This is a genomic window from Stenotrophomonas sp. TWI809 (genome assembly GCF_039673205.1).
In the GTDB taxonomy this organism is placed as follows: Bacteria; Pseudomonadota; Gammaproteobacteria; order Xanthomonadales; family Xanthomonadaceae; genus Stenotrophomonas.
Genome location: NZ_JBDJLE010000034.1, coordinates 1 through 26668 on the forward strand (window position 1 = coordinate 1; position 26668 = coordinate 26668).

Consider the following 26668-nt stretch of genomic DNA (forward strand, 5'->3'; position numbering starts at 1 on the left):
GCCCGCCCCCTGCGCCACCAAACCCGCGCGCGTGGGCGCCTTTTTTTTGTCGGCCGCCCCCCCCCCCCCCCCGCCACTACCGATGGCATGCGGCGGCGGGGTGCAGGGGGCGTTACCTCGCCACCCACCAGCCCACGACCAGCGCCACGCCCAGCCACAGCCATTCCACGGCGCCATTGGCCAGGCCGCTCAGGGTCCAGGCCAGATAGGGCCCCATGCGCAACGCTGATTCCCACGGGGTGAGCCCCATCGCGCCGCCGAGGTAGGCCGAGGCGATCCCCCAGTTGGCTGCCAGCGCCACCAGCACGGTGGCCAGCAGGGTCAGCACCACCCGGGCGGTACCGGCGCGCAGGGTCCCCAGACGCAGCATGAAGGCGATCTCCAACGCCGCCAGAACCGCCATCCAGCCGGCCTGGCGGCCGGTGAGCAGGGCGATGAACAACCAGGCCAGCACGGCCGTGACGACACCAAGCAGAAACAGCGGGGGCCAGAGCCAGTGGCGGCTCCGGACAGGCACGGACGTGGGCGACATGCAATCTTCCTGTAAGTCCCCACAGGATACCGGCTTGCGCGGTGACCGGCGCGTGGGCGGCCACTGGGCTAAAATGGTCGCCTTGCGGGAATTGGCCGCGACCCCCATATCGATCCACATGTATTCCCGTAGCAGTGAACCTGTCCACTTCGAACGCGACTGCGAGGCCGTCATGGTCCCGCAGGGCGAAACGGTCACGCTGCCCGCTGGCAGCTATGGCTATATCACCCAGGCCCTGGGTGGCAGCTATACCGTGTTTGTCGAAGGCAATCTGTTCCGCATCGCCGGCAAGGATGGCGATGCCATCGGCAAGGAGGCGCCCCCGGCGCTGGAGCTGCCCGCCGATGCCTCCGACGAGGAGGTCGAAAAACTGGTGTGGCAGCAGCTGCGCACCTGTTTCGATCCGGAAATCCCGTTCAACATCGTCGATCTGGGCCTGGTCTATGAAGTGGACCTCAAACACCTGGACGACGGCCAGCGCGAGGTCGAGATCAAGATGACCCTGACCGCCCCCGGCTGCGGCATGGGCGAGATCCTCGTCGATGACGTGCGCAGCAAGCTGGAAATGATCCCGACGGTGGCCGAGGCCGACGTCGAGCTGGTGTTCGACCCGCCGTGGGGCCGCCACATGATGTCCGAGGCCGCCCGGCTCGAAACCGGCATGCTGTAACCGCCCATCGCCAGCCGGCGTCACGGCGTTCCCCGTAACCAGAACAGGAAATATCCGGTGTCCCAGTCTTCCGTGAGCTTCAACACCACCCGTTCCGCCCAGCCGCGCAGCAGCGAGGAGCGTGAGCGCATCCTGGCCGCCCCCGGTTTTGGTCTGCACTTCACCGATCACATGGTGGAAGTGCGTTGGGACAAGGACACCGGCTGGCACGATGCCGTGGTGCGCCCGTACGGCCCGCTGCAGCTGGACCCGGCCGCCGCGGTGCTGCATTACGGCCAGGAAATCTTCGAAGGCATCAAGGCCTACCGCCACGCCGACGGCTCGATCTGGACCTTCCGTCCGGAGGCCAACGGCCGCCGCCTGCAGCGTTCGGCCCAGCGCCTGGCGCTGCCGGAACTGCCGGTGGACATCTTCGTTGAATCGCTCAAGCAGATGATTGCGGTGGACGCGTCGTGGGTGCCGTCGGCCGACGAATCCAGCCTGTATTTCCGTCCCTTCATGATCGGCGATGAAGCCTTCCTCGGCGTGCGCGGCGCGCACAAGGCCGGCTACTACGTGATCGCCAGTCCGGCCGGCCCGTACTTCGCCAAGGGCGTCGCCCCGGTGTCGATCTGGCTGTCCACCGACTATGCACGCGCGGGCAAGGGCGGCACCGGCGCGGCCAAGTGCGGTGGCAACTACGCCGCCTCGCTGCTGCCGCAGCAGAAGGCGCAGGCACAGGGCTGCTCGCAGGTGCTGTTCCTGGATCCGGTCGAGGGCAAGTACCTGGAAGAACTGGGTGGCATGAACGTGTTCCTGGTCTACAAGGACGGCACCCTGGTGACCCCGTCGCTGTCGGGCAGCATCCTGGAAGGCATCACCCGCGAAAGCATCCTGCAGCTGGCGCGCGACCGCGGCATGAAGGTCGAAGAGCGCAAGGTCACCCTTGATGAGTGGAAGGACGGCGTGAGCTCCGGCGAGATCGTGGAAGCGTTCGCCTGCGGCACCGCTGCGGTGGTCACCCCGATCGGCCAGCTCAAGGGCGAAGGCTTCTCGGTGGGCGACATCAACGCCCCGGCTGGCGAAGTGACGATGTCGCTGCGCAAGGAGCTGACCGACATCCAGTACGGCCGCCTGCCGGACCGTCATGGCTGGCTGGTCCGCCTGGACGCCTGAGTCCTCCGGGTCTGAGCTGAAGCATTGAAACCCGCCTGGCGACAGGCGGGTTTTTTGTTGCCGGTTCGGCACCGCGCCGGTGGTGCTCCCCACGACCGGCGGCGCAGCGTTCGCAATCGGTAGTGCCGGGCGCGGGGCGGCTCTGCAGCAGTCCGCGGAGCCGGCTAGCGGCCGGCACTACGGGATGGTCAGGCGCCGGCCAGCGGCCGGTAGTGCGGGATGGTTGGGCGCCGGCCATCAGCCGGCATGACTGTCCTGCGGTGGCACTGGCGTAAGCCATTGATGCGCAAGTGGTGTCCCGAATTTGTCGACGACGACAGCCATTTCAGACAATCCGTGGCGTAATCGGACCCCTCGAACGGGCGTCCGTTCCTTCACTTTCACAAACCCTCGACCCGGAAAGTCTCAGATCCGACATTTCATGTCACTGAAGTGCAGCTGAAACATTGTTGATCGGCCAGTCAGCCACTAGCGTCGTGATGGGCGGTTTGATTCAGGGGAACCGATCCACTCACCGGGCCGATCCGCGCCATCGATTGCAGCAGCCCCCGGATCGGACCTGGATTCTCAGCCGCGACGACGGCATTCACTGTCTGAAAGGGAAATCCGATGTCTCATGTCTCGCAACACCGTTTGCGTCAGCGTGCATTGGTTGTACTGGGCGCGTCCGTTCTGTCGACCCTGCTGCTGGCTACCCCGGCGTTCGCCGGCGATGTGCAGTTGAGCGGCCTGTCCTCGGCGCCGACCCATCAGCGCTTCATCGTGAAGTACAAGGACGGCAGCACCGGGGTCGCCACCCCGACCGCGCTGGCCAGCTCGCTCAAGGCCGCCGCCGCGGCGGTGCCGGCCGCACAGGGCCGCGCGCTGGGACTGCAGAAGCTGCGTCAGCTGGCGATCGGGCCGACCGTGGTCAAGGCCGACCGGCCGCTGGACCGCGCCGAGGCCGAGCTGCTGATGCGCCGCCTGGCCGCCGACCCGAGCGTGGAATACGTCGAGGTCGACCAGCTGATGCAGGCCACCCTGGTGCCCAACGACACGCGTTTCTCCGAGCAGTGGGGCTTCGGCACCAGTAATGCGTCGATCAACGTTCGCCCGGCCTGGGACAAGGCCACCGGCACCGGCGTGGTGGTCGCGGTGATCGATACCGGCATCACCAACCATCCCGATCTCAATGCGAACATCCTGCCCGGCTATGACTTCATCAGCGACGCGGCGATGGCGCGCGACGGCGGTGGCCGCGACAACAACCCCAACGACGAAGGCGACTGGTACGCCGCCAACGAATGCGGTTCGGGCATTCCGGCCTCCAACTCGAGCTGGCACGGCACCCACGTGGCCGGCACCGTCGCGGCGGTGACCAACAACAGCACCGGCGTGGCAGGCACGGCCTTCAATGCCAAGGTCGTCCCGGTACGCGTGCTCGGCAAGTGCGGTGGCTACACCTCCGACATCGCCGACGCGATCGTCTGGGCGTCCGGCGGCACTGTCAGTGGCGTCCCGGCCAATGCCAACCCCGCCGAAGTGATCAACATGTCCCTCGGCGGCGGTGGCAGCTGCTCCACCACCTACCAGACCGCGATCAATGGCGCCGTCTCGCGCGGCACCACCGTGGTGGTCGCCGCGGGCAACAGCAATACCAACGTCTCGTCCTCCGTGCCGGCCAACTGCGCCAACGTCATCGCTGTCGCCGCCACCACGTCAGCCGGCGCCCGTGCGAGCTTCTCCAACTACGGCACCGGCATCGACATCTCGGCGCCGGGGCAGGGCATCCTCTCCACCCTCAACAGCGGCACCACGGTTCCGGGCAGCGCATCGTATGCCTCCTACAACGGCACCTCGATGGCGGCCCCGCACGTGGCCGGCGTGGTCGCGCTGATCCAGTCCGTTGCCCCCACCGCGCTGAGCCCGGCCGCCATCGAAAGCCTGCTCAAGAGCACCGCACGGCCGTTGCCGGGCGCCTGCTCCGGCGGCTGCGGCGCGGGCATCGTCGATGCCGATGCGGCGGTGACGGCGGCCCTGGGCGGGACCAACCCCAACCCGGGTACCGGCAACGTGCTGCAGAACAACGTTCCGGTCACGGGCCTTGGCGCCGCCAGCGGTGCTTCGCTGGCCTACACCGTGACCGTGCCGTCCGGCCGTAGCCAGCTGAAGGTCACCCTCGCCGGCGGCAGTGGCGATGCCGATCTCTACGTCCGCTCCGGCAGCGCGCCGACCGACACCGTCTACACCTGCCGCCCCTACCTCAGCGGCAACAATGAGACCTGCACGATCACCTCACCGGCGGCCGGCACCTGGCACGTGCGGGTGAAGGCCTACTCGACCTTCTCCGGGGTCACCCTCACCGCACAGTACTGATCGCCTTCCCATCGCCCCAACGCAGAACGCCCCGGCATGCCGGGGCGTTCGTTCAATCAACACCGATTACGCAGCTTCGAACCGGTTGGCGGCCACGTTCTTGCGCACCTGTTCCGGATTCCAGATCCGGCCGTTCATCGCAATGTACACACCGCTCGGCAACGACTGCACCGCACCGATCGCACACCCGATGTTGAACTCCGCATCCGAGCCGCGGAAGCGCGCCGGGCTCAGCGCACCGGTCATCACGATCGTCTTGTCGGTGATCGACTTCAACACCTGGCCCGTCTGCACCATCGAATCGGTGCCGTGGGTGACCAGCACATGGCGCGTCGGCTGCGCGGCGATCGTCGCCCGGATCAACTCACGGTCATCGTCGGTGATGTGCAGCGAATCCTTGCGCAGGATCGGGATCACATTGAAACGGAAGGTCACGCCGAGCTCGCGCAGGATCATCCCGATCTGCGGATCACCGATCTGATAGTCCGACTTGTCGTCGAAGTAGATCTTGTCGATCGTGCCACCGGTGGTGATGATCAGTAGTTCTTCCATTGCAAGCATCCTGGGTACCAGACAGAAGGGCACGGAACCGCCGCGCCGACCCGTAGATGATACGGCCGCCGCCGGCCCGATGCAGGGCCGCGCCGCAACGACCTCAGCCGGCCGGCGTCCTGCGCCCGAAGCGGCGCCGCAGCCCTGGCGTGCTGGCCACCCCGATCACGGCCAGGGCCAGCCCCAGCTCGAGCCAGGCCCACAGCGCCACCTCTGGATGGCTCCAGGCGCTCATCACCCCGTGGCTGAACCAGAACAGCGCCAGCACCCCCGCCCAGAACGTCGCCTTGCCACGCCGCACCAGCACGCCCAGCGCCAGCAGCAGCGGCGGCAGCGTGAACACCAGCTGGGTGGCCAGCCAATGCTTGTCCTGCGCGAACCAGACCGCGAACAGCACCGCCAGCGCCACCAGCAGCAGGGCCAGCACGATCTCCTGGGCGCGCGTACTCACGCCAGCCGCCGTGCGATATCGGCGACCCGCCGCCCCAGCGCCCGCGCCAGGATGCTTTCATCCTCGCTCGGCACCGGGTTGTCGTCCGCCCCGGCCACATGGCTGGCGCCATACGGCGTGCCGCCGGTGGTGGTGTGGCTCAGCGCCGGCTCGGTGAAGGGAATACCCACGATCAGGCAGCCGTGGTGCAGCAACGGCACCTGCATCGACAGCAGCGTCGATTCCTGCCCGCCGTGCAGCGAGGCCGTCGAGGTGAACACGCCCGCCGGCTTGCCGGCCAATGTCCCGTTGACCCATTCCGCGCCCAGGCTGTCCAGGAAGTGCTTCACCGGCGCGGCCATGTTGCCGAAGCGGGTCGGGCTGCCCAGCAGCAGCCCGGTGCATTCGGCCAGGTCGGCCACGCTCACATACGGTGCGCCATCCTCGGGCACCGGCGGCAGCGCGGTCTGCGTCACCGCCGCCACCGGGGGCACCGTGCGCAGCCGCGCGCTCATGCCGGGCACCTCGCCGATGCCGCGCGCAATCTGGCGGGCAAGCCGTGCCACTGAACCGCCACGGCTGTAGTACAGCACCAGGATCTCCGCCATTTCGCTTTCATCTCATTGCGTCCGATGCAGGCAGTATGGCAACGCAGCCCGCTCAGGGCGAGGTCCGTGCCCGGGCTGGGCACCGTGGCGGGCGTGCATGCCCCACACCCGTCATCGGGTACCCTTGCGCCGATGGAACCTCTCGATACGATCAACCTGTGGATCGAACGCGTCCGGGACCGTGCGCGCGCGATCAGCTTCGGCCGCTTCCTGTGGCGCCGTTTCCTGGATGACCGCCTGTTCCAGGCGGCCGCCTCGCTGGCCTACACCACCGTGTTCGCGCTGGTGCCGCTGGCCATCGTGGTGTTCGGGGTGCTCTCGGCGTTCCCGGTGTTCGACCGCTGGAGCGACACCCTCAGCGACTACGTGTTCTCCAACTTCGTGCCCAACGCCGCGCGCGCCGCCGAAGGCTACCTGCGACAGTTCTCGGCCAGCGCCGGGCAGCTGACCGCCGCCGGCTTCATCGCCCTGGTGGTGTCGCTGCTGATCACGCTCAACAGCGTGGAGGAAACCTTCAACCAGATCTGGCGGGTGAGTTCGACCCGGCCGAAGCTGACCCGCTTCCTGGTGTATTGGACGGTGCTCACCCTCGGCGCGATGCTGGCCGCCGCCTCGCTGGCGGTCTCGGCGCGGGTGTTCGCGCTGCCGCTGTTCGGTACCAGCGAAGGCCGCTGGCTGGCCAACGTCTCATTGACGGTCGCGCCGATCCTGATCGAGTTCGTCTGCATCATGCTGGTGTACCGCGTGGTGCCGCACCACACGGTCAAATGGCGGCATGCCGTCCCCGGCGCGATCCTGGCCGCGATCATGCTGGAGCTGGTGAAGTGGGGCATGGGCGCCTACCTGGGCAGCTTCCAGTCCTACCAGAAGCTCTACGGCACGGTCGCCTTCGTACCGATCCTGCTGCTGTGGATCTACCTGTGCTGGGTCTCGGTGCTGCTCGGCGCATCGCTTGCCTCCTCGATCGCCGCGTTCCGCTACCAGCCGGCCGACCTGCGCCTGCCGGTGGGGTATGAGATCTATGGCCTGCTGCGCCTGATCGGTCGCTTCCACCAGGCCCGTGCCGACGGCCGCAGCCTGGATGACGACGAGATCCTGCGGCTGGAGCCGATGCTGACCGATTCGCTGCTGCAGACGCTGCTCTGCGATCTGGAAGCAATCCGCGTGGTGCGCCGCGACGAGCAGGGCGAATGGCTGCTCGCGCGCGACCTGGACAAACTCACCCTGGCCGACCTGTACGAGACCACGCAGATGCGGATCCCGATCAAGGAAGCCTACCTGCCCTACCGCGACGACAGCCTGGGCACGGCCTCGGTGGCCGCGCTGGACACCTTGCGCCTGCCGCTGCGCGAACTGCTCAAACGCCGCGTCAGCGACATCTACTCGACCCCCGGAGACAAACCATGACCGCCAAGCCCCTGCTGCTGGCCCTGGGCCTGCTGACGCTGGCCGCCTGCAACAAGCCCGCCGCACAGAGCGAGGCCACTGCGCCCGCCGTCCCGGCCCCGATCAGCGAGCCCGCCGCGCCGCCGACCGAAGCCGCGCCGGCCACCGAACGCAGGACCGTCGAACAGCCGACGCTGAAAGCCAAGGCGCTGGACGGCACCGACTACGATCTGGCCGCGCACCGCGGCAAGTGGGTGGTGGTGAACTTCTGGGCGACCTGGTGCGCCCCATGCCGCAAGGAAATGCCCGAGCTCTCCGCGCTGCACGCGATGCGCAATGAAATCGAGGTGGTCGGGCTGGCCTTCGAGGACATCGAACCGGCCGAGATGAAGGCCTTCCTGGAGAAGCGTCCGGTCACCTATCCGATCGTGATCGTGGATACCTACAACCCGCCGGAAGACTTCGCGATCCCGCGCGGCCTGCCGATGACCTACCTGATCGCGCCGGATGGCAAGGTCGCCAAGGAATTCCTCGGCCCGGTCACCGCGCATGACATCGAAGCGCGGATCAAGGAAGGCTGATCCTCACGGGCATGCCGGCGGATACCCGGCATGCCTGTGCCTCGCAGCGCCGGTAGATCCACGCCATGCGTGGATCTACCCGACGACGAAGGGTTCAATCGGCTTCAAGACCCCGAAGTGCTCCTTGTGCAGCTTGCCCTTCAACGGCGGCAGCGCCAGCACCGGTTCGTCCACGCGGGTATCGGGCAGGCGATCGAGCAGGTTGCGGATCAGGCCCAGCCGCCCGCGTTTCTGGTCGTTGAAGTCCACCAGCGTCCACGGGGCATCATCGTTATGCGTCGCGCGCAGCATCGCTTCGCGGCTCTCGGTATAGGCGCTGTACTTGCTGCGTGATTTCAGGTCCACCGGCGACAGCTTCCAGCCCTTGAGCGGATCGAGGTGGCGCTCGGCAAAACGCTTTTCCTGTTGTGCCTGGTCCACGCTGAGCCAGTACTTGAACAGCACGATGCCATCATCGATCAGCAGCTTCTCGAACACCGGCGTCTGCGCCAGGAAGCTGCGGTACTGCGCCTCGGTGCAATAGCCCATCACATGCTCGACGCCGGCGCGGTTGTACCAGCTGCGGTCCATCAGCACGATCTCGCCCGCCGCCGGCAGGTGCGAGACATAGCGCTGGAAATACCACTGCGTGCTTTCGCGATCGGTCGGCTTGGGCAGCGCGACCACCTTGCACTGGCGCGGATTGAGATGCTCGGCGATCGCCTGGATCGCACCGCCCTTGCCCGCGGTGTCGCGGCCTTCGAACAGCACCAGCACGCGCTGCCCGGTGTGCTGCACCCAGCGCGCCATCGCCGCCAGTTCCAGTTGCATCGGTTCCAGCAGGGCCTGGTAGTCCTTGCGCTTGAGCTTGCCCATCGGCGTGCCTCGGTGATTCACAGGGAAGCCCGAGCCTAGCGCAGCCGATGCTCAGGCGATGTGTGGGCCCTGCCAGCCGCGTTCGCGTGCGAGCGTTTCGATCACCTCGGTGAGGTCGCGCGCGAAACCGGCCATGTCGAACAGGCCGCTGTCCTCGCGGCGTTGCGCCAGCGTGGCGCGCGCGGCCTGTATTGCAGCCGGGTCGTTGCCGAGCTGGATGGCGGTAGCCACGAACGCCGCGTCGTCGGCCACGTTGAACGCGTGCATGCCCAGGTGGTGGTTGAGGCTGCCGGCCACGCGTGAGGCGAACGTCGCGCCGGGGCTGGTCAGCACCGGGCAGCCGGCCCACAGCGCATCGGAGGCGGTGGTGTGGGCGTTGTACGGGTGCGTGTCCAGGAACAGGTCGGCGTGCTGGTAACGCGCCAGGTACTGCGGGTGCGGCAGGCGTGGCATGAACACCAGCCGCGCCGGATCCAGCTTCGCCTGGCGTGCCGCGCTGCGCAGCCGTGCATCGGCAGTGCCCGGCCCGGACAGCAGCCACAGCACGCTGCCGGGCACGCCGTGCAGCACCGCGAACAGCCGTTGCATGCTGCGCGGATTGAGCTTGTAGCTGTTGTTGAAACAGCACAGCACCACGCCCTGCGCGGGCAGGCCGCAGTCCTCGCGCGAGGGCACCGGTTCCAGCACGCGGGTGTTGTCCGAGGGCTGGAACGCGCGCGGCAGGTGCCGCACGTTCTCACTGAACGCCGGTGCCAGCACCTCGGGCAACACGAAGGCATCGGCCAGCACATGATCGATCCACGGCGCGCCGGAAGTGCCCGGGTAGGCCAGCCAGTTGACCTGTACCGGGGCCGGGCGCATTGCCAGCACCTGCGGGGTGCCGCCGCCGCCCCAGCCGCGCAGATCGAACAGCACATCGATCCCGGCCTCGCGGATGCGCCGGGCGATCACCTGATGCGGCTGCGCGCTGACATCGTGCAACGTGTGGGCGGCCTGCTGCAGACGCTGGCGGATGCTGCTGCCGTCATCCGCGCTGAGCGCGAACAGATGCAGGTCCAGCATGTCCAGCGCGCGCAGCTGTTCGAACAGGGCGACGGTCAACAGGCCGGTGGGATGCGCGCCGAAGCCGTTGGAGAGGAAGCCGACCCGCAGCGTGCCGTGCGGGCGCACCGTGGCCGGCGGCAACCGCGGGATGCCCTCGGCCAGCGCCGCCGCGCGCTGACGGGCGCAGGCCAGCTGCTCGGCGGCGCTGCCGTCTTCGCTGAGGAAGGCGAACGGCTCGACCACCGCCTGGCCCTGCGCGACGGCCTGGCGCACGAGCGACGACAATCGCTCCAGATCCCGCCAATCGCACAGCCGGCGCTGCCAGTTGAGCAGCTGCGCAGTGATGTAGGGCTCGCCCGGCAGCAGACGGTGCGCATGGCGATACGCATCCGCCGCCGCCTCCGGTTGCCCCGCGTCTTCCAGTGCGTGGCCGAGCCACAGGGTGATGCCGGGGTGCTGGGGCGCGCGATCCGCCGCCTGCCTCAGCAGTGTGGCGGCCTCGCCATGGCGGCCTTGCATCCAGCGTGCGCGGCCCAGCCGGGCCAGGGCCTCGGGATGGTCGCCGCGCAGCTGCAGCGCACGGGTGGCGGCCTGTTCGCCGGCGCGCACATCGCCGGCTTCCAGCTCCGCGTCGGCCAGCATCACCCACGCAATGAAATCGGCCGGTTGCCGCTGCACCGCCTGGCGCAGCTGCAGGCGCTGCGGATCGGCACTCATCGCGGCCGCGGCCGGGCGGACATGCTCAGTTGCCTTCCGCGAGCCGGGCCAGCTCGTCGGCCTGGTGTTCGTGGGTCAGCCGGCTCACCAGTGCATCAAGATCGCCGGTCAGGATGTTGGGCAGGTCGTACAGGGTCAGCCCTTCCACGCGGTGGTCGGTGATCCGTCCCTGCGGGAAGCTGTAGGTGCGGATGCGCTGGCTGCGGTCGCCGCTGCCGACCTGCAGCCGGCGGCTTTCGGCCTGCGCGGCGGCCTGCTTGCTGCGTTCGGCATCCAGCAGCTGCGCCTTGAGGCGCTTCATCGCCTTGTCGCGGTTGGCGTGCTGGCTGCGCTCGGTCTGGCATTCCACCACCACGCCGGTGGGCAGGTGGGTGATGCGGATCGCCGATTCGGTCTTGTTGACGTGCTGGCCACCGGCGCCGGAGGAGCGGTAGGTGTCCACGCGCAGGTCGGCCGGGTTGATCACCACGTCCTCGACGTCATCCGCCTCGGGAATGATCGCCACCGTCGCGGCCGAGGTATGGATGCGGCCCTGCGACTCGGTCGCCGGCACGCGCTGCACGCGGTGCGTGCCCGATTCGAACTTCAGCCGCGAGAACGCGCCACGGCCGACCACGCGCGCCACCACTTCCTTGTAGCCGCCATGTTCGCCCGGGTTGTCCGATTCGATCTCGACCTTCCAGCCCTGGCGCTCGGCATAGCGGGCGTACATGCGGAACAGATCGCCGGCGAAGATCGCCGCCTCGTCACCGCCGGTGCCCGCGCGGACTTCCAGGAACAGGTTGCCGTCATCGCGCGGATCGCGCGGCACCAGCAGCAGGGCCAGTGCTTCGTCCAGCTGCTGCAGGCGCTGCTGCGCGGCGGTGATTTCCTCGTCGGCCAGCTCGCGCAGGTCAGGGTCCTCGCGCATCGCTTCGGCGGCGGCGAGATCGGCCTTGGCACGCGCTTCGTCGGCCAGCGCGTTGGCGACCGGCTCCAGCTGCGAAAACTCGCGCGAGAGCGCGCGGAAACGGTCGTTGTCGCCGACCACGGCCGGGTCGGACAACAGGCGTTCCAGTTCTTCGCGGCGCTCGGCCAGCGCTTCCAGCTTACGGCGCAGGGTCGGCGTCATCGTTCCTCGCTACATCGGTGCGCACGGCAGGGTGCTGGTAACCCGGCTTGGCCGGGAACAGGCGCTCGGCGGCGCGGGTGAGTTCAGTATCGCCGCTGAGCGCGGCCGCGCGCAGGGCGGCGGTCGGCGGGTGCAGCAGGCGGTTGGTCAGGCCATGCGCGAGCAGCTCGAGCACTTCCTCGGGTGGTTTGCCATGGGCCAGCTGCTGGCGGGCTTTCTCCAGCATCTCCACGCGGGTCGCTTCGCCATAGGCGCGCAGCTGCCGCAGCGGGGCCTGGTGCACGCTGGCCTGCAGGGTCTCCACGAAACGGGCGACCTGCAGCTCGATGATCGCTTCGGCCTCGGCCGCAGCTTCCCGGCGGCTGCGACGGTTGTCTTCGACCGCGCGCTCCAGATCATCCACGGTGTACAGGAAGGCGTCGGCCAGTTCGCCCACGCCGGCCTCGATATCACGCGGCACGGCCAGATCGAACAGCAGCATCGGCTTGTGCTTGCGGGTTTTCAGTGCGGCGGCCACGTGCGCGCGGGTGATCACCGGCTCACGCGCGGCGGTGGCCGAGAACACCACGTCGGCCTCGCCCAGATGACGGTCCAGCTCACTCAGGGGCAGGGCGACGCCGCCATGACGGCTGGCCAGCTCCTGCGCATGGGCGAGGGTGCGGTTGGCGATCAGCAGCCGACGCACGCGCCCTTCGCTGAGATGGCGCGCGGCCAGCTCGATGGTCTCGCCGGCGCCCACCAGCAGCACGGTGGAATCTTCCAGCCGCGCGAACGAGTTCTGCGCCAGGCGCACCGCGGTGGAGGCCACCGAGACCGGATTGGCGCCCACGCGCGTATCGGTGCGGGCGCGCTTGGCCACCGAGAAGGTCTGCTGGAACAACCGGTCCAGACGCTGGCCGAGCAGGCCGTGATCACGCGCCAGGGCCCAGGCATCCTTCACCTGGCCCAGGATCTGCGGCTCGCCCAGCACCATGGAATCCAGCCCGGTGGCCACCCGGAACAGGTGGCGCACCGCATCGGCGTCGGCGTGCTGGTAGAGGTACCCATGCAAGGTGCCTGCATGTGACTCCAGCCACTGCGCCAGCGCGTCACCGGATTCGGCCACCGCGTACAGCTCGGTGCGGTTGCAGGTGGAGAGCAGGACCGCCTCGGCCACCTGTGGCGTATCGCGCAGCGACGCCAATGCCTGGGGCAGGGCGTCGCCGCCAAAGGAGGCGCGTTCGCGCAGTTCCACTGGCGCGGTCTGGTGATTCAGTCCGAGCACCCACAGGGTCATTGTTCAGTTGCTTGCGATAAGCTGCTGGCCATTCAAGTCGTCATTTTAAGGCTCAGATGCCCCCGATGCCCGCATTGATTCGCATCTCCAGCGTTCTGCTGCTGTCTTTGTTCACCGCCAACGCCCTGGCCGCCCCCCCGGCAGCCCCGGCCAAAGGCAAGAACAGCACGGCCGAGGCGGTCCCCCTGGCCCCGGTCATGGCGGGCGAATTCGCCCTGCAGGCAGGCAAACTGGGCGACGCCGCGCGCTGGTACCTGGAGGCGGCCGAGGCCAGTGAAGGCGATGCCGGCCTGGCCGAGCGCGCCTCCCGGATCGCCATGCTGGCCAACGATGACAAGCGCGCCGCCCGCGCGCTGGCCCTGTGGGAGCAGCGTGCGCCGCGCTCCCTGGCCATGCGCAGCAGCACCGCCGCGCTGGACATGCGCCAGAACAAGGTGAAGGCCGCCCGCACCGAACTGCAGGCGCTGCTCAAGGACCCGGACCCCACCGCCTGGAAGTTCGCGATCGGCGCCCTGATCAGCGGCGGCAGCGACCCCAAGGTCCCGGCCCAGGTGCTGGGCGAGCTGGTGGATGCCAATGCCATCCCCGACCGCCTGGAGGTCTGGCAGGAGTTCGGCCGTCTGGCCATGCGCATGGAGCAGCCCGAGCTGGCCCGGCGCATGGTCGATGAGGTGGTCAAGCGCTTCCCGGACGAGCCGCGCGTGGCCCTGCTGCACGCCAGTCAGCTCAACCAGGCCGGCAAGTCTGAAGAGGCGCTGGCCCTGTTGAAGGGCGTGGAGCCCAAGACCACGCAGGACCCCGAGCTGCGCAACGCGGTGGCGATCTCCTACGACCTGATGGGCCAGCCTGCTGCGGCCGAGCGCGTGCTGGCGGTCGGCCCGCAGGATGTGCAGACCTACGGCATGCGCGCCTCGCTGCTGGCCAAGCAGAAGGACGACCCGGGCCTGCTGGCCCTGTATACCGAACTCTCCGGGCAGGCGACCAAGCCGGATCCGGCCCAGCGCCTGCTGCTGGGCAAGATCGCCGAGTACCTCAAGCGCTACGAGGAAGCGGTCAACTGGTATCACAGCGTGCCCGGTGGCCCGGAGCGCGATGAGTCGCGCCTGCGCGCGGCCAACGCGCAGAACGAACTGGGCCGCACCGACAAGGCGCTGGCCGAAGTACACGCGATCCAGTCCGACGCGACCGTCGATGACGATGCCCGCCGCGATGCCTATCTGCTCGAGGCCGAGCTGCGCCAGCGCGGCAACGACGATGCCGGCGAACTGGACGCGCTGGCCCGTGGCCTGGCCGCGTATCCGGACGAGAACGCGCTGCTGTATGCCCGCGCCCTGGCCTGGGAGCGTCGCGACGACATCCCGCGCGCCGAGGCCGACCTGCGCAAGGTGCTGGTCACCGATCCGGAGAACATCGCCGCGCTCAACGCGCTCGGCTATACCTTGGCCGACCGCACGCAGCGTTATCAGGAAGCCTTGGAACTGATCGACCGCGCGCGCGTGGCCGAGCCGGACAACGCCGCCATCGTCGACAGTTACGGCTGGGTGCTGTATCGCCTGGGCCGCAACGAGGAAGCACTGGTGCAGCTGCGCCGCGCCTGGACGCTGGCCAAGGATGCGGAGATCGCCGCGCATGTCGGCGAGGTGCTGTGGGTGTTGAACAGGAAGGACGAGGCGCGCCACTTCTTTGAGGAGGCTCGCAAGCTGGACCCGGACAACCGCGCCCTGCAGCGCGTGATCGAGAAATACGGCGTATGAATCTGCTGTCCCTGAAGGCCGCGTTTGCCGCGGCCGTGGCGTTGTCGCTCTCCGCCTGCGTGTCCCTGGATGAGCGCAAGGCGCCCTCCGCCCCGACCGTGGTCACCACCGTCTCTCCCGCTGCGCAGCGGGCCGAGGCCGAGCGTGTCACTGCGGTGCGCGCGCAGCCGGCCTGGTCGTTCCAGGGCCGGGTGGCGATCAGCAAGGGCCGCAACGGCGGCAACGGCCGCATCGACTGGCAGCAGCAGGGCCAGGGATATGTGGTGGAACTCAGCGCCCCGGTCACCCGGCAGAGCTGGAAGCTGACCGGCGACAGCCATCACGAGGGCGGCCGACTGGAAGGTCTGGAAGGCGGCACGCGCGAGGGCGACGATGCCCAGCAGGTCCTGCTGGACGCCACCGGCTGGGATATCCCGGTCAACCAGCTGCCCGATTGGGTGCGCGGCCTGATCGCCGATGCGGCCCCGGCCGAGCGCATCGAGCGCGACGGCGAAGGCCGGCCGCGTCGCGTGCAGCAGCTGGGCTGGGAGATCCAATACCTGGATTGGTACCCGGCCGAGGCTGGTCGCCCGGTGCTGCCGCGCCGGATCGAAGCGGTCAATGGCGACGCCAAGGTCCGCCTGGTGGTCGACAGCTGGGTGCTGGCCACGCCATGAGCAGGCTGGATGCAGTCGACGGCGGGTCGACCTGGCCGGCCCCGGCCAAGCTGAATCTGTTCCTCCACATCACCGGGCGGCGCCCGGACGGTTACCACCAGTTGCAGACCGTGTTCCGGCTGCTGGATTGGGGCGATCGGATCCATCTGCGTGTCCGCGACGATGGTCGGATCCGCCGTGAGGGCCCCTCCGTGGCCGGCGTTGCCGAGGCCGATGATCTGGCGGTCCGCGCCGCGCACCTGTTGAAGGCTGCAGCGAACATCGCCCAAGGTGCCGATATCGGCGTCGAAAAGCGCGTTCCGGCTGGCGGCGGCTTCGGCGGCGGGTCCTCCGATGCCGCCACCGTGCTGGTCGCACTGAACCGCCTGTGGGGCGCCGGTCTGGAGGTCGATGCGCTGGCCGCGCTGGGTCTGCAGCTGGGCGCGGATGTGCCGGTTTTCGTGCGCGGGCACAACGCCTGGGCCGAGGGCGTGGGCGAACTGCTGACCCCGATCGCCCTGCCGCCGGCGTGGTTTGTGCTGGTCCACCCCGGCGTTCACGTGCCGACCCCCGCACTTTTCGCATCACCGGATTTGACGCGGGATGCCCCAGTGGCGAAAATAGCGGACTTCGCTTCCGGGTCTTTGCTCGGGAATGCGTTCGAGCCGGTCCTGCGCCGCCGCGAACCTGCCGTAGAGGCAGCGCTCGCAGCGTTGAGCAGTATCGGCCGGGCACGACTCACCGGGTCGGGAAGCGGTTGTTTCGTCGAGTTCGCCACGCGCGCTGCTGCAGAGCAGGGCCTGGCGCAATTGCCGAAGGAACTGCGGGCATGGGTGGCTGCGGGCGTGGAGCGCTCGCCACTGCTTGATGTACTCGAGCGTTACTGATTTTGATGCAGGGGCGTCGCCAAGAGGCCCAAGGCACCAGGTTTTGATCCTGGCATTCGGAGGTTCGAATCCTCCCGCCCCTGCCACTAGCGGATATCTGCCGCGACTCCATGCGCATGTCTGCGCGGGCGCGGTGCATACGCCGCGGTGTTGTCACCGCAGACACCTCCGGGTGCCGGCGGCCCAGTTCTCCGCCAATCGCTCCCGCCCGAGACCGTCATGATGCAAGAACACCCCAACCTGCTGGTATTTTCCGGCAACGCCAACAAGCGCCTTGCGCAGAGCATCTGCAAGGAACTGGGGGTGCGGCCTGGCAAGGCATTGGTGTCGCGCTTCTCCGATGGTGAAGTGCAGGTCGAGATCGAGGAAAACGTCCGTAAGCAGGACGTGTTCGTGATCCAGCCGACCTGTGCACCCAGCGCAGAGAACCTGATGGAACTGCTGGTCCTGATCGATGCGCTCAAGCGCGCTTCGGTCAACAGTGTCACCGCCGTGGTGCCGTATTTCGGCTACTCGCGCCAGGATCGCCGCATGCGGTCCTCGCGCGTGCCGATCACCGCCAAGGTGGCTGCAAAGATGTTCAGCGCTGTCGGGGCTGACCGGGTACTGACGGTGGATCTGCATGCCGATCAGATCCAGGGTTTCTTCGACATGCCGGTGGACAACGTATACGCCTCGCCGCTGCTGCTCGCCGATATCTGGCGCGCCTACGGCACGGAAAACCTGATCGTGGTGTCCCCGGACGTGGGCGGTGTGGTGCGCGCGCGCGCCGTCGCCAAGCGCCTGGACGATGCCGATCTGGCGATCATCGACAAGCGCCGCCCGCGCGCCAACGTCTCCACCGTGATGAACATCATCGGTGACGTCGAAGGCAAGACCTGCGTGATGGTCGATGACATCGTCGATACCGCCGGCACCCTGTGTGCGGCCGCTGCAGCCCTGAAGGCGCGTGGCGCCCTCAAGGTCGCCGCGTACTGCACCCACGCCGTGCTCTCGGGCCCGGCGGTGGACAACATCAACAACTCCCAGCTCGATGAGCTGGTGGTGACCGACACCATCCCGCTGCGTGAAGAGGCGCGGGTGTGCAGCAAGATCCGCCAGCTCAGCGTGGCGGAAATGCTGGCCGAGACGATGCGCCGCATCGCCTTCGGTGAGTCGGTCAGCTCGCTGTACGTGGATTGATTTTTCCGCCCACCGGCAACGGTGGGTGGTTTCCCGGGGAGATCTGGTCGCGGATCTCCCCTCATCGCCTCGCCCTCATGGCGCGGCAAACAACGAAGGTAGTAAATCAGCATGGCCAAGAATCATGAAATCAAGGTCGTCCAGCGCGAACTGCAAGGCAAGGGTGCGAGCCGCCGCCTGCGTGGCGCTGGCCAGATCCCGGCGATCATCTACGGCGGCGACGTCGAGCCGAGCGTCATCCAGCTCAACCACAACGAAATCTGGCTGGCCCAGCAGAACGAGTGGTTCTACTCGTCCATCCTGGACCTGAATCTGGATGGCAAGGTCACCAAGGTGCTGCTGCGTGACATGCAGCGCCACCCGTTCAAGCAGCTGATCCTGCATCTGGATTTCCTGCGCGTGAACGAGAACGAAGCGCTGACCGCCAACGTCCCGCTGCACTTCATCAACGAAGACACCTCGCCGGCCGGCAAGGCTGCCGACGTCGTGGTCACCCACGAACTGAAGGAAGTGAGCATCACCTGCCTGCCGAAGGACCTGCCGGAATCGATCGACGTCGACCTGGCCGACCTGAAGGCTGGTGACGTGATCTACCTGTCGGACATCAAGCTGCCGAAGGGCGTCGAGATCCCGGCCCTGGCCCAGGGCAAGGACCATGACGACGCGATCGTCACCGCCAAGCTCGGCAAGGAAGAAGCTGCCGACGAAGCGCCGGCTGCAGAGTAAGTGATTGCGGCGCCTGTCCTTCGGGGCAGGCGCCGTTTCTGTATGTACCGGCACAGGGCCGGTACCGACGAAAGAAGAGTAATGACAGGATTGCGATTGATCGTTGGTCTGGGCAACCCCGGACCCGAGCACGCCCAGACCCGGCACAATGCCGGGTTTCGTTTCATTGACGCCCTGGTCGAACAGGCCGGCGCGCGCTGGAGCGTGGACAGCAAGTTGTTCGGCGAGACCGCCAAGGTCGATATCGCCGGCCAGTCGGTATGGCTGCTCAAGCCCGCCACCTTCATGAACCTCAGTGGCAAATCGGTCACCGCGGCGCAGCGCTTCTGGAAGATCGAACCGGAAGAAACGCTGCTGGCGCACGATGAGCTGGACCTGCCGCCGGGCGTGGCACGGCTCAAGTTCGACGGTGGCCACGGCGGCCAGAATGGCCTGCGCGACACCATCCGCCTGCTCGGCCATGGCAGATTCCACCGCCTGCGCATCGGCATCGGCCATCCCGGCCACAAGGACCGCGTGGTCCCGTGGGTGCTGGGGCGCGCCAGCAAAGACGATGATGTGCTGATTGGTCACGCCATCGAAGATGCGATCGACGTGCTGCCGCTGGCGGTATCCGGCGATTACAGTGAGGCGATGAAGCGCCTCCACACCCCGAAATAACCACGGTGTACCGACCAACGGTCGGTACCTACCACCCCAGAGGTTGTCAAAGATGGGTATCAAATGCGGCATCGTCGGTCTGCCCAACGTCGGCAAATCGACCCTGTTCAATGCGCTGACCAAGGCGGGCATCGCGGCGGCCAACTTCCCGTTCTGCACGATTGAACCGAACGTCGGCATCGTGCCGGTGCCGGATCCGCGCCTGAACGAGCTGGCAGCCATCATCAACCCGCAGAAGGTCATCCCGACCGCGGTGGAGTTCGTGGACATCGCCGGCCTCGTCGCCGGCGCGGCCAGTGGTGAAGGCCTGGGCAACAAGTTCCTGGCCCACATCCGCGAAGTGGATGCGATCACCCACGTGGTGCGCTGCTTCGAGAATGCCGACGTCATCCACGTCAACAACAAGGTCGACCCGCTCTCGGATATCGACACCATCGATACCGAACTGGCCCTGGCCGATCTGGACAGCGTCGAGAAGGCGCTGAACCGCGCCGAGCGCGCTGCCAAGGGGGGCGACAAGGAAGCCGCGGCCCGCAAGCCGGTGCTGGCCAAGCTGCAGGCTGCGCTGGCCGACGGCAAGGCCGGTCGTACCGCTGGCCTGGACGAGGAAGAGAAGGCGCTGGTCCGTGACCTGTTCCTGCTCACCCTCAAGCCGGTGATGTACATCGCCAACGTGCTGGAAGACGGCTTCGAGAACAACCCGCATCTGGATGCCGTGCGCGCCCGTGCCGCCGAGGAAGGCGCGCAGGTGGTGCCGGTGTCGGCCGCGATCGAAGAAGAGCTGTCCCAGCTCGACGACGAAGACCGCGACACCTTCCTGGCCGACCTGGGCCTGTCCGAGCCGGGCTTGAACCGCGTGATCTACGCCGCGTACCAGCTGCTGGGTCTGCAGACCTACTTCACCGCAGGCGTGAAGGAAGTCCGCGCATGGACCGTGCGCAAGGGCGCCACCGCTCCGCAGGCCGCCGCCGTGATCCATACCGACTTCGAGAAGGGCTTCATCCGCGCCGAAACCATCGCGTATGACGACTTCATCAAGTACAAGGGCGAGGCCGGTGCCAAGGAAGCGGGTCGTCTGCGCCTGGAAGGCAAGGAATACCGCGTCCAGGAAGGCGACATCCTGCACTTCCGCTTCAACGTCTGAGTTCCTCGCACGTTGATGCCCGCAACGCCCCGCCCTGAGCGGGGCGTTTGCGTTTTTGGGAGCGCATTCCACACCCGACATGGACTGGATAAAAAATGACCAGGCACCGAAACCCTTGCCTGGTATGCCTCCGCCTCACTTGTCCACAACAAACCCCCACGCCTCTCCACGCACCATGTGGAAAACCCGCGCGCGGTAGTGCCGGCCGCTGGCCGGCAACCCATCTGACCCGCCCGCCAGCGACGTGGACAATTTCTGACCACCACTGAAAACCGTTGCAGTGCATCGCTCACCCGGGGTTGTCCACAGCAAACCCCCATCGCTTTCCACGGTGTGTGTGGAAAACCGCGATCCGCGGCTGGACAAAAAATAGCCACGCCCTGAAAGCATTGTGCCGCATGGCTTGCATGCACTTGTCCACACCAAACCCCCATGGCTTTCCACGTGGCGTGTGGAAAACACGGTGGCCGCGCCGCATCGCGGGCTACGCGCAAAAAAAAGACGGAGGCAATGCCTCCGTCCTTGATCCCCTATCGGCAGTGAAACGGCGCTTAAAACGCCGTACCGCCAAACTTGTGGGTGTACTGCAGGTTGATCGTCCGGCCCACGGTGTCGAACCAGGAGACGTCGTAGTACGGATACGGCGTGTACGTCACATCCTTCGGCGGCAGCTTGTTGGCGATGTTGACCACCGACAGCGACAGGCGCGAATGATCATCGAAGCGGTACTGCAACGACACGTTGTAGCGGTACGTCGCCCCGATCCACGGGCTGTCGCCGCTGTCCGGATCGAAACTCTGGTCATAGCTGTCGTAGGTTGGCAGTTTGCCCAGGCGCGAGCCGTACAGCGTGGCCGACCACGCCGCGTTCTCCCAGGTCACGCTCGCACTGGTCTTGGTGCGCGGAATGTCGAAACCGCTGTTGATCGCGAACTGGTCCTCGACCACATCGCCCTCGAACTGCTGGAAATCGTGCGTCTTCACCCAGGTGTGGTTGCCACTGAGGATGAAATCGCCGATCCCGGTGCTCAGGCGGTAGCGCAGGCCCACATCGATGCCGCGGGTCGTTTCGCGCGCGATGTTGATCGGGCTCACGTGCACGCCATACAGGCGGCCATCACTGGTGCGGGTAACCCGGCTGATCGCATCCACGCAGGTCGGCGACGCCGCGTCCGCGTCGCCCAGGCGGCAGGCCGCCTCGTCGCGCAGAATCGTGCTCACATCCATGTCCTGCACCTGGTCGCGCATGTCGATATCGAACCAGTCCACGGACAGATCCAGGCCCGCTGCCGGCGACCACACAAAACCAGCACTCCACGACGTGCTGGTTTCCGGGTCCAGCTGGCGGTTGCCTTCGCGCGTGCGGATCAGGTTCTCTTCGTAATCCGAACAGTCATCGCCGCCGTCCACCGCGCAGGTGTAATAGTCGTTGGCACTGGTTTCATCGTTGCCCGGGCCGGCATACACGTAGTGCAGGTCGGGCGCGCGGAACGCGGTGCCGTAGGAGCCGCGCACCAGCAGCGTGTCGATCGGGCGCCACTCCAGGCCACCGCTCCAGGTCGCCTTGCCGATCGTGTTGCCGGAGTAACGGTACTGGTCGAAGCGGCCGGCCAGGCTGACGTTGAACGTGTCATGCAGCGGCAGGCGCAGCTCGGCCGCGGTCGCCCAGCGGTTGCGGCTGCCGTGCCCGTCCGAATCCTTCCAGCTGTAGTAGTAGTACTGCGTGGCCAGCGGGTCCGGGTTCAGTGCGTAGGACTGATTGCCGAACTCGGCGGTCGCCGCGAAGCCGGCCTTGCCACCCGGCAGCTCGAACAGCTCGCCATTGGTCAGGGTCAGCGCGGCAGTCTCGGTGCGCGACTTCGGGGTATAGGTGGTGCGTGCGGCGATCGAATCGTACTCGCTGCGGCTCAGCGGCCGGTATAGGCGCGCCGGGTCGGCGTTGAACACCGGGAACACGTTGTCGTCGTCATCGGTGTACTCGCCCAGCTGCTCGCCCAGGAACAATGCATTGGCCTTGGCGGCGATGATCTGCGGCCAGCGGATGCTGGACTGGTACTGCGAATGGCTCAGCGACGCCTCGTATTCCCAGTCCGCACCGAGCGCGCCCTTGAAGCCGGTGGTCACGCTGAAGGTCTTCTGGGTGCTGCGCACCATGCCGTTGTCGAGTCCGCCCATTTCCTCGGGGGAGAACTGGCGCTGCCAGAACTCGACCTGGTCGGTGGCCTGGTTGTAGAAGTAGCCGTCCTCGTTGCCGTCGGCGGCCATGCGGCCCCACTGGGTGACATCGCGCATCAGCGCCAGGTCGTGGTAACCCATCTGCACATCGGCGAACCATTCCGCGCCGTTGTCGAAGGCGTAGCGCAGCGAGGCATAGCCGTTGGCACCGCGGCGTTTGCTCAGGATCGTGCCGTAGCCGATCGAGCGGTCGCTGCCGCAGTAGAAGCCATATCGCGCACGCTCGGCGTACTGGGTGCTGCCGTTGTTTTGGCCGGCCAGCGCATCGCAGGTGGCCTGGCCCGGGTCCAGGTAGTCGTCGTTGTAGTCGGTGCGCAGGTAGGCGCGGCGCAGGGCGCGGGCGCTCTCGGTCGGCGCGTCCAGCGTGGAATCCTGCTGCCCACGCTCATAGGCCCACAGCGGGGTCTGCGACTGCAGTTCCAGGCTGTAGACCGCGCTGAAACGGCCGGCGTCGAAGCCACTGGCGATGCTCATGTCGAAGGACTCACCACCGCCTTCGCTGGTGGTGCCCATGCGCATGTCGACCGTGGTGCCATCCACCTGCTTCTTCAGGATGAAGTTGACCACGCCGGCGATCGCGTCAGAACCATAGATCGCCGAGGCGCTGCCGGTCAGCACTTCGATGCGCTCGATCATCCCGATCGGGATGTTGGAGACGTCGGTGAAGTTGCTGCGGCCCTGGAAGGGCATCGGGAAATCGGCGATGCGGCGGCCGTTGACCAGCACAAGGGTGTGGTTGGGGCCAAGGCCGCGCAGGTCGACCTGCTGCGCACCGGGGGAGAAGTCCGCGCCGCTGGAGGACTGCTGGCTCTGGGTCTCGCCCCCGTTCTGGGTCATCGAGCGCAGCACGTCCGGCACGCTGGTGAAGCCGCTGGCCTGGATCTGCTCGGCAGTGATGACGGTGACCGGGGCCGGCCCCTCCACCTGCGCACGCGGAATGCGCGAGCCGGTGACCTGCACCGTATCCAGTTGCTGCACCCCGGGGGCGGGCGTCTGGGCGCCCGCAGTTGCCGCCACACCCATCAACGCCAGCTGGATCGACCACGCCATCGCCTGTTTACGCATGAGAATTCTCGAGAAGAAAGTGTCGGCCTCGAGGGAGGCCTGTCCCCCATTCACATTTCGTGAATGGACGGCGCGCATTTAACGCCTTTTTTACGGGGTTGACCACTGCCAATTTCTCTGGCAAAGAGTGAAAGCGCTTACACGCCCGTTTTATTCAGGGAGGTCAACGTGCACAAGGGTTTCCGGCCGATCCATTCCCTTCTGTGGTTGCTGCTTGCAGCGCTCTCGCTCCCCCTCCACGCCCAGAATCCGCGCAGTCTGCAGGATCGGGGCTACCGCTATTACGAGGTCGGCGCCCTGCAGGCCCCGCGGGCGCCCCACACCGAGCCGGCGATGATGCTGATGGGCGGCGGCGAGTGGGTGCCGGCAGCCTTCCAATGGTGGGTGGCGCGCGCCGGCCATGGCCGGGTGGTGATCCTGCGCGCGTCCGGTGCCGATGAGCTGCAGAACCGGCTCTATCGGGAGATCGGCGGCGTGGCATCGGTACAGACCCTGGTGTTCAACAGTCGGCGCGCGGCCGACGACCCGGCCGTGCTGGGGGTGATCGCTGCCGCCGATGCGATCTTCATCGCCGGCGGCGACCAGGCGCGCTATATCCGTTTCTGGAAGGGCACGGCGGTGAACGCGGCGCTCAATGCACACGTCCGCGCCGGCCGGCCGATCGCCGGCACCAGTGCCGGGTTGGCCATCCTGGGGGGCTACAGCTACGGCGCCCTGGATGGCGGCAGCGTGACGTCCCGCCGCGCGCTGCGCGATCCGATGGGCAGGGCCGTGACCCTGGACAGTGATTTCCTGGCCATGCCGTACCTGTCCAACGTGGTCACCGATACCCACTTCGGCAAGCGCGACCGGCTCGGCCGCCTGATCGTCTTCGTGGCCCGTGCCGCCCAGCGCAGTGGGCAGCAGAACATGGTCGGCCTCGGCGTGGATGAAGACACCGCGCTGTGTGTCGAGGCCGACGGCACCGGCCAGGTGTTCAGCCGCGACGGCGGTTTTGCGTGGCTGGTGATGCCGCAGCGCGCGGCCGATCGCCTGCGCGGCGGTAAACCGCTGGATTTTCTCGCCATTCCGGTGACCGGGGTGGGCGAAGGAAGTCGCCTGCATCTGGATGGCTTCCAGGTGGACGACGCGGCGTTCGAGATGACGGCCGATATCCGCGAGGGGCGCCTGCAGCTGCGCCGGTAGATCCACGCCATGCGTGGATGCTGTCGCGCGCGTTGTGAGGTCGCGGCCACGCGCGTGGGTGGCCCGTCGCGCGTGCCATGATGCGGCCTCGTCCCTTGAGAGTGCCTGTCCATGTCGCGTTCTGCTGTGGTGGTGTTGTCGCTGTGCCTGTCGCTCCCGCTGGCCGCCGCCGCCGCCGAGCCTGTACTGGTCATACACGGCGGGGCGGGGGTGGAGCGCAAGGATCTCTCGCCCGCCGAAGAAACCGCCGCGCGCGCGGCCCTGCAGCAGGCGCTGTTGAAAGGCCATGCCGCGCTGGCGGCGGGCAAGCCGGCACTGGAAGCCGTTACCGCGGCGATCACCGTGCTCGAGGACGATCCCACCTTCAATGCCGGCAAAGGGGCGGTGTTCACCCACGATGGCCGCAACGAACTGGATGCCTCGCTGATGGACGGCGCCACGCTCAAGGCGGGCGCGGTGGCCGGCGTGCAGCGCGTGCGCAACCCGATCCTGCTCGCTGAAGCGGTGATGCAGCATTCTCCGCACGTGATGATGGTCGGGCAGGGCGCCGAGGCGTTCGCCAGCAGCCAGGGCATTGCCCTGGTGGATCCGTCCTACTTCCGCACCGACAAGCGCTGGCAGCAGCTGCAGAAGGAGCTGAAGGAAGAGGCCAGCGGCCAGGCCCATGCGGATCTGGAAACGGCGCGGCACTTTGGCACCGTCGGGGCGGTCGCGCTGGACAAGGACGGCAAGCTTGCCGCCGGCACCTCCACCGGAGGGATGACCAACAAGCGCTATGGCCGCGTGGGCGACTCACCGATCATCGGCGCGGGCACCTATGCCGATGCAGGATGCGCGGTATCGGGCACGGGCTGGGGCGAGTACTACATCCGCACGGCGGCCGCGCACGATATCTGTGCCCGCATGCAGTACCTCAAGCAGGGGCCGGTGGATGCGGGACGCGCGGTGATCAACGAGCGCATTCCCGCCCTCGGTGGCGATGGCGGCGCGATCGTGCTCGCCGCCGACGGCCGCGCGGCGACCCCGTTCAACACCCAGGGCATGTATCGCGGCTGGATCGGTGCCGATGGCGTACCGCATGTGGCGATCTTCGCCACCGAAACCCTGCCGTTGCCGGGCCAATAGCCCGTCCCGGCAAGGCAATTCGACATTCATGTGAAAAAGTTCAAAAAGGTTGTTGACAGAACCCCCGTTTATCCCCAAAATTCACGGCTCTTCCACCCCACACCGAAAACGCTTCGGCGCCACGGGACAGGGTGGTAAGGAGGGATACCCAAGCGGCCAACGGGGGCAGACTGTAAATCTGCTGGCTTACGCCTTCGGTGGTTCGAATCCACCTCCCTCCACCAGTTTCATGTTGTGGCAAGAGCTTCCGATGCGGGAGTAGTTCAATGGTAGAACCTCAGCCTTCCAAGCTGATGGTGCGGGTTCGATCCCCGTCTCCCGCTCCATTGAATGAGTTTGAATATATTCAAATTCGTGCCATAATACAAAACTCGCTCACGTAGCTCAGTCGGTAGAGCACCTCCTTGGTAAGGAGGAGGTCGAAGGTTCGATTCCTTTCGTGAGCACCATCTAAGTGCTACCAATTCAGACGATTTCGAGATAAGCAGCCATGGCCAAGGGTAAGTTCGAGCGCACCAAGCCGCACGTCAATGTCGGCACCATCGGTCACGTTGACCACGGCAAGACCACGCTGACCGCCGCACTGACCAAGATCGGTGCCGAGCGCTTTGGTGGTGAGTTCAAGGACTACTCGTCGATCGACGCCGCGCCGGAAGAAAAGGCGCGTGGCATCACGATCTCGACCGCGCACGTCGAATACGAATCCACCGAACGTCATTACGCCCACGTCGATTGCCCGGGCCATGCTGACTACGTCAAGAACATGATCACCGGTGCTGCCCAGATGGACGGCGCGATC

24 protein-coding genes and 4 tRNA genes are annotated in these 26668 nt (G+C 67.0%); 19 read left to right on the forward strand and 9 right to left on the reverse strand.

The features are described 5' to 3' along the window. Nucleotides 1-112: 112 nt before the first annotated feature. Entirely contained in the window at nucleotides 113-532 is a 420-nt protein-coding gene (locus ABE472_RS17640) for a hypothetical protein (RefSeq protein WP_121044590.1), read from the reverse strand. A 118-nt stretch (nucleotides 533-650) separates the two neighbouring features. On the opposite strand from ABE472_RS17640, the gene sufT reads away from it, so the two are divergent. The 3 genes from sufT (at nucleotide 651) to ABE472_RS17655 (ending at nucleotide 4712) form a co-directional block, all read left to right on the forward strand. Further along, nucleotides 651-1202 carry a putative Fe-S cluster assembly protein SufT gene (gene sufT / locus ABE472_RS17645; RefSeq protein WP_313212203.1) on the forward strand — a complete coding sequence of 184 codons (552 nt, stop codon included), beginning with the start codon at nucleotides 651-653 and terminating at the stop codon, nucleotides 1200-1202. Between the two features lie 57 nt (nucleotides 1203-1259). Next, on the forward strand, nucleotides 1260-2357 hold the full coding sequence (locus ABE472_RS17650) for a branched-chain amino acid aminotransferase (RefSeq protein ID WP_313212204.1): 1098 nt from the start codon (nucleotides 1260-1262) through the stop codon (nucleotides 2355-2357). 609 nt (nucleotides 2358-2966) lie between these two features. Then, nucleotides 2967-4712: a S8 family peptidase gene (locus ABE472_RS17655; RefSeq protein WP_346466717.1), complete on the forward strand. Its 1746-nt coding sequence runs from the start codon at nucleotides 2967-2969 to the stop codon at nucleotides 4710-4712. Between the two features lie 66 nt (nucleotides 4713-4778). Here ABE472_RS17655 and ABE472_RS17660 read toward each other — a convergent pair whose 3' ends face one another. The 3 genes from ABE472_RS17660 to wrbA form a co-directional block, all read right to left on the reverse strand. Continuing rightward, entirely contained in the window at nucleotides 4779-5264 is a 486-nt protein-coding gene (locus tag ABE472_RS17660) for an asparaginase domain-containing protein (protein ID WP_121044584.1), read from the reverse strand. A 103-nt stretch (nucleotides 5265-5367) separates the two neighbouring features. Continuing rightward, entirely contained in the window at nucleotides 5368-5715 is a 348-nt protein-coding gene (locus ABE472_RS17665; protein WP_313212207.1) for a DUF2069 domain-containing protein, read from the reverse strand. Continuing rightward, on the reverse strand, nucleotides 5712-6302 hold the full coding sequence (gene wrbA / locus ABE472_RS17670) for an NAD(P)H:quinone oxidoreductase (RefSeq protein WP_313212208.1): 591 nt from the start codon (nucleotides 6300-6302) through the stop codon (nucleotides 5712-5714). Before wrbA ends, ABE472_RS17665 begins: the two co-directional genes overlap by 4 nt. 132 nt (nucleotides 6303-6434) lie before the next feature. Here wrbA and ABE472_RS17675 point away from each other — a divergent pair, with 132 nt between their 5' ends. Next, nucleotides 6435-7709 carry a YihY family inner membrane protein gene (locus tag ABE472_RS17675; RefSeq protein WP_313212209.1) on the forward strand — a complete coding sequence of 425 codons (1275 nt, stop codon included), beginning with the start codon at nucleotides 6435-6437 and terminating at the stop codon, nucleotides 7707-7709. Next, nucleotides 7706-8269 carry a TlpA disulfide reductase family protein gene (locus ABE472_RS17680; RefSeq protein WP_346466718.1) on the forward strand — a complete coding sequence of 188 codons (564 nt, stop codon included), beginning with the start codon at nucleotides 7706-7708 and terminating at the stop codon, nucleotides 8267-8269. The genes ABE472_RS17675 and ABE472_RS17680 overlap by 4 nt, the downstream gene beginning before the upstream one ends. A 75-nt stretch (nucleotides 8270-8344) precedes the next feature. On the opposite strand, the gene ppk2 is transcribed toward ABE472_RS17680, so the two are convergent. From ppk2 to hemA, 4 genes are read right to left on the reverse strand one after another with little or no spacing between them, the layout of a single operon-like run. Beyond that, entirely contained in the window at nucleotides 8345-9124 is a 780-nt protein-coding gene (gene ppk2 / locus ABE472_RS17685) for a polyphosphate kinase 2 (protein WP_121044572.1), read from the reverse strand. A 51-nt stretch (nucleotides 9125-9175) separates the two neighbouring features. After that, on the reverse strand, nucleotides 9176-10885 hold the full coding sequence (locus ABE472_RS17690) for a tetratricopeptide repeat protein (protein WP_346466719.1): 1710 nt from the start codon (nucleotides 10883-10885) through the stop codon (nucleotides 9176-9178). Nucleotides 10886-10910: 25 nt separating this feature from the next. After that, the gene (prfA, locus tag ABE472_RS17695) at nucleotides 10911-11996 is read right to left on the reverse strand and encodes a peptide chain release factor 1 (protein WP_313212213.1); all 1086 of its coding nucleotides are present in this window, start codon (nucleotides 11994-11996) and stop codon (nucleotides 10911-10913) included. Further along, a complete protein-coding gene (gene hemA / locus ABE472_RS17700; RefSeq protein WP_313212214.1) occupies nucleotides 11974-13272 on the reverse strand; it encodes a glutamyl-tRNA reductase in 1299 nt (432 codons plus the stop codon). Before hemA ends, prfA begins: the two co-directional genes overlap by 23 nt. A gap of 65 nt (nucleotides 13273-13337) precedes the next feature. On the opposite strand from hemA, the gene ABE472_RS17705 reads away from it, so the two are divergent. From ABE472_RS17705 to ychF, 8 genes are all read left to right on the forward strand, one after another. Beyond that, nucleotides 13338-15026, forward strand: a complete 1689-nt coding sequence (locus tag ABE472_RS17705) for a tetratricopeptide repeat protein (protein ID WP_346464514.1) — start codon at nucleotides 13338-13340, stop codon at nucleotides 15024-15026. Next, the gene (lolB, locus tag ABE472_RS17710) at nucleotides 15023-15682 is read left to right on the forward strand and encodes a lipoprotein insertase outer membrane protein LolB (RefSeq protein ID WP_346466720.1); all 660 of its coding nucleotides are present in this window, start codon (nucleotides 15023-15025) and stop codon (nucleotides 15680-15682) included. Before ABE472_RS17705 ends, lolB begins: the two co-directional genes overlap by 4 nt. Next, the gene (ispE, locus tag ABE472_RS17715; protein ID WP_346466721.1) at nucleotides 15679-16548 is read left to right on the forward strand and encodes a 4-(cytidine 5'-diphospho)-2-C-methyl-D-erythritol kinase; all 870 of its coding nucleotides are present in this window, start codon (nucleotides 15679-15681) and stop codon (nucleotides 16546-16548) included. The genes lolB and ispE overlap by 4 nt, the downstream gene beginning before the upstream one ends. A gap of 9 nt (nucleotides 16549-16557) precedes the next feature. Then, nucleotides 16558-16634 (forward strand) — tRNA-Gln (locus ABE472_RS17720). A 136-nt stretch (nucleotides 16635-16770) separates the two neighbouring features. Then, the gene (locus ABE472_RS17725) at nucleotides 16771-17730 is read left to right on the forward strand and encodes a ribose-phosphate diphosphokinase (RefSeq protein WP_026070235.1); all 960 of its coding nucleotides are present in this window, start codon (nucleotides 16771-16773) and stop codon (nucleotides 17728-17730) included. Between the two features lie 111 nt (nucleotides 17731-17841). Then, entirely contained in the window at nucleotides 17842-18456 is a 615-nt protein-coding gene (locus tag ABE472_RS17730; protein ID WP_102789571.1) for a 50S ribosomal protein L25/general stress protein Ctc, read from the forward strand. Between the two features lie 81 nt (nucleotides 18457-18537). Next, nucleotides 18538-19116, forward strand: a complete 579-nt coding sequence (pth, locus tag ABE472_RS17735) for an aminoacyl-tRNA hydrolase (protein WP_313217308.1) — start codon at nucleotides 18538-18540, stop codon at nucleotides 19114-19116. A gap of 52 nt (nucleotides 19117-19168) precedes the next feature. Continuing rightward, nucleotides 19169-20260: a redox-regulated ATPase YchF gene (gene ychF, locus ABE472_RS17740; RefSeq protein WP_088434937.1), complete on the forward strand. Its 1092-nt coding sequence runs from the start codon at nucleotides 19169-19171 to the stop codon at nucleotides 20258-20260. 551 nt (nucleotides 20261-20811) lie between these two features. On the opposite strand, the gene ABE472_RS17745 is transcribed toward ychF, so the two are convergent. Then, the gene (locus ABE472_RS17745; protein WP_346466722.1) at nucleotides 20812-23559 is read right to left on the reverse strand and encodes a TonB-dependent receptor; all 2748 of its coding nucleotides are present in this window, start codon (nucleotides 23557-23559) and stop codon (nucleotides 20812-20814) included. A 168-nt stretch (nucleotides 23560-23727) separates the two neighbouring features. Here ABE472_RS17745 and ABE472_RS17750 point away from each other — a divergent pair, with 168 nt between their 5' ends. The 6 genes from ABE472_RS17750 to ABE472_RS17775 form a co-directional block, all read left to right on the forward strand. Further along, nucleotides 23728-24744, forward strand: coding sequence for a cyanophycinase (locus tag ABE472_RS17750; protein ID WP_313209719.1), 1017 nt, complete (start codon nucleotides 23728-23730; stop codon nucleotides 24742-24744). Nucleotides 24745-24855: 111 nt separating this feature from the next. Beyond that, nucleotides 24856-25869 carry an isoaspartyl peptidase/L-asparaginase gene (locus ABE472_RS17755; RefSeq protein WP_346466723.1) on the forward strand — a complete coding sequence of 338 codons (1014 nt, stop codon included), beginning with the start codon at nucleotides 24856-24858 and terminating at the stop codon, nucleotides 25867-25869. 138 nt (nucleotides 25870-26007) lie between these two features. Continuing rightward, nucleotides 26008-26093 (forward strand) — tRNA-Tyr (locus tag ABE472_RS17760). A 28-nt stretch (nucleotides 26094-26121) separates the two neighbouring features. Then, a tRNA-Gly gene (locus tag ABE472_RS17765) sits at nucleotides 26122-26195 on the forward strand. 47 nt (nucleotides 26196-26242) lie between these two features. Continuing rightward, nucleotides 26243-26318, forward strand: a tRNA-Thr gene (locus ABE472_RS17770). Between the two features lie 41 nt (nucleotides 26319-26359). Further along, nucleotides 26360-26668 (forward strand): GTP-binding protein (locus tag ABE472_RS17775; protein WP_346466724.1); only part of this gene is annotated, 309 nt, incomplete at its 3' end.

Coding starts and splice junctions, on each gene's coding strand:
- ABE472_RS17705 (WP_346464514.1), top strand. CDS start 13,338: ATGCCCGCATTGATTCGCATCTCCAGCGTTCTGCTGCTGTCTTTGTTC.
- pth (WP_313217308.1), top strand. CDS start 18,538: ATGACAGGATTGCGATTGATCGTTGGTCTGGGCAACCCCGGACCCGAG.
- ABE472_RS17745 (WP_346466722.1), bottom strand. CDS start 23,559: ATGCGTAAACAGGCGATGGCGTGGTCGATCCAGCTGGCGTTGATGGGT.
- ispE (WP_346466721.1), top strand. CDS start 15,679: ATGAGCAGGCTGGATGCAGTCGACGGCGGGTCGACCTGGCCGGCCCCG.
- ABE472_RS17660 (WP_121044584.1), bottom strand. CDS start 5,264: ATGGAAGAACTACTGATCATCACCACCGGTGGCACGATCGACAAGATC.
- prfA (WP_313212213.1), bottom strand. CDS start 11,996: ATGACGCCGACCCTGCGCCGTAAGCTGGAAGCGCTGGCCGAGCGCCGC.
- wrbA (WP_313212208.1), bottom strand. CDS start 6,302: ATGGCGGAGATCCTGGTGCTGTACTACAGCCGTGGCGGTTCAGTGGCA.
- ABE472_RS17675 (WP_313212209.1), top strand. CDS start 6,435: ATGGAACCTCTCGATACGATCAACCTGTGGATCGAACGCGTCCGGGAC.
- ABE472_RS17690 (WP_346466719.1), bottom strand. CDS start 10,885: ATGAGTGCCGATCCGCAGCGCCTGCAGCTGCGCCAGGCGGTGCAGCGG.
- ABE472_RS17680 (WP_346466718.1), top strand. CDS start 7,706: ATGACCGCCAAGCCCCTGCTGCTGGCCCTGGGCCTGCTGACGCTGGCC.
- ABE472_RS17640 (WP_121044590.1), bottom strand. CDS start 532: ATGTCGCCCACGTCCGTGCCTGTCCGGAGCCGCCACTGGCTCTGGCCC.
- ABE472_RS17725 (WP_026070235.1), top strand. CDS start 16,771: ATGCAAGAACACCCCAACCTGCTGGTATTTTCCGGCAACGCCAACAAG.
- ABE472_RS17655 (WP_346466717.1), top strand. CDS start 2,967: ATGTCTCATGTCTCGCAACACCGTTTGCGTCAGCGTGCATTGGTTGTA.
- ppk2 (WP_121044572.1), bottom strand. CDS start 9,124: ATGGGCAAGCTCAAGCGCAAGGACTACCAGGCCCTGCTGGAACCGATG.
- ABE472_RS17730 (WP_102789571.1), top strand. CDS start 17,842: ATGGCCAAGAATCATGAAATCAAGGTCGTCCAGCGCGAACTGCAAGGC.
- sufT (WP_313212203.1), top strand. CDS start 651: ATGTATTCCCGTAGCAGTGAACCTGTCCACTTCGAACGCGACTGCGAG.
- ychF (WP_088434937.1), top strand. CDS start 19,169: ATGGGTATCAAATGCGGCATCGTCGGTCTGCCCAACGTCGGCAAATCG.
- ABE472_RS17755 (WP_346466723.1), top strand. CDS start 24,856: ATGTCGCGTTCTGCTGTGGTGGTGTTGTCGCTGTGCCTGTCGCTCCCG.
- hemA (WP_313212214.1), bottom strand. CDS start 13,272: ATGACCCTGTGGGTGCTCGGACTGAATCACCAGACCGCGCCAGTGGAA.
- lolB (WP_346466720.1), top strand. CDS start 15,023: ATGAATCTGCTGTCCCTGAAGGCCGCGTTTGCCGCGGCCGTGGCGTTG.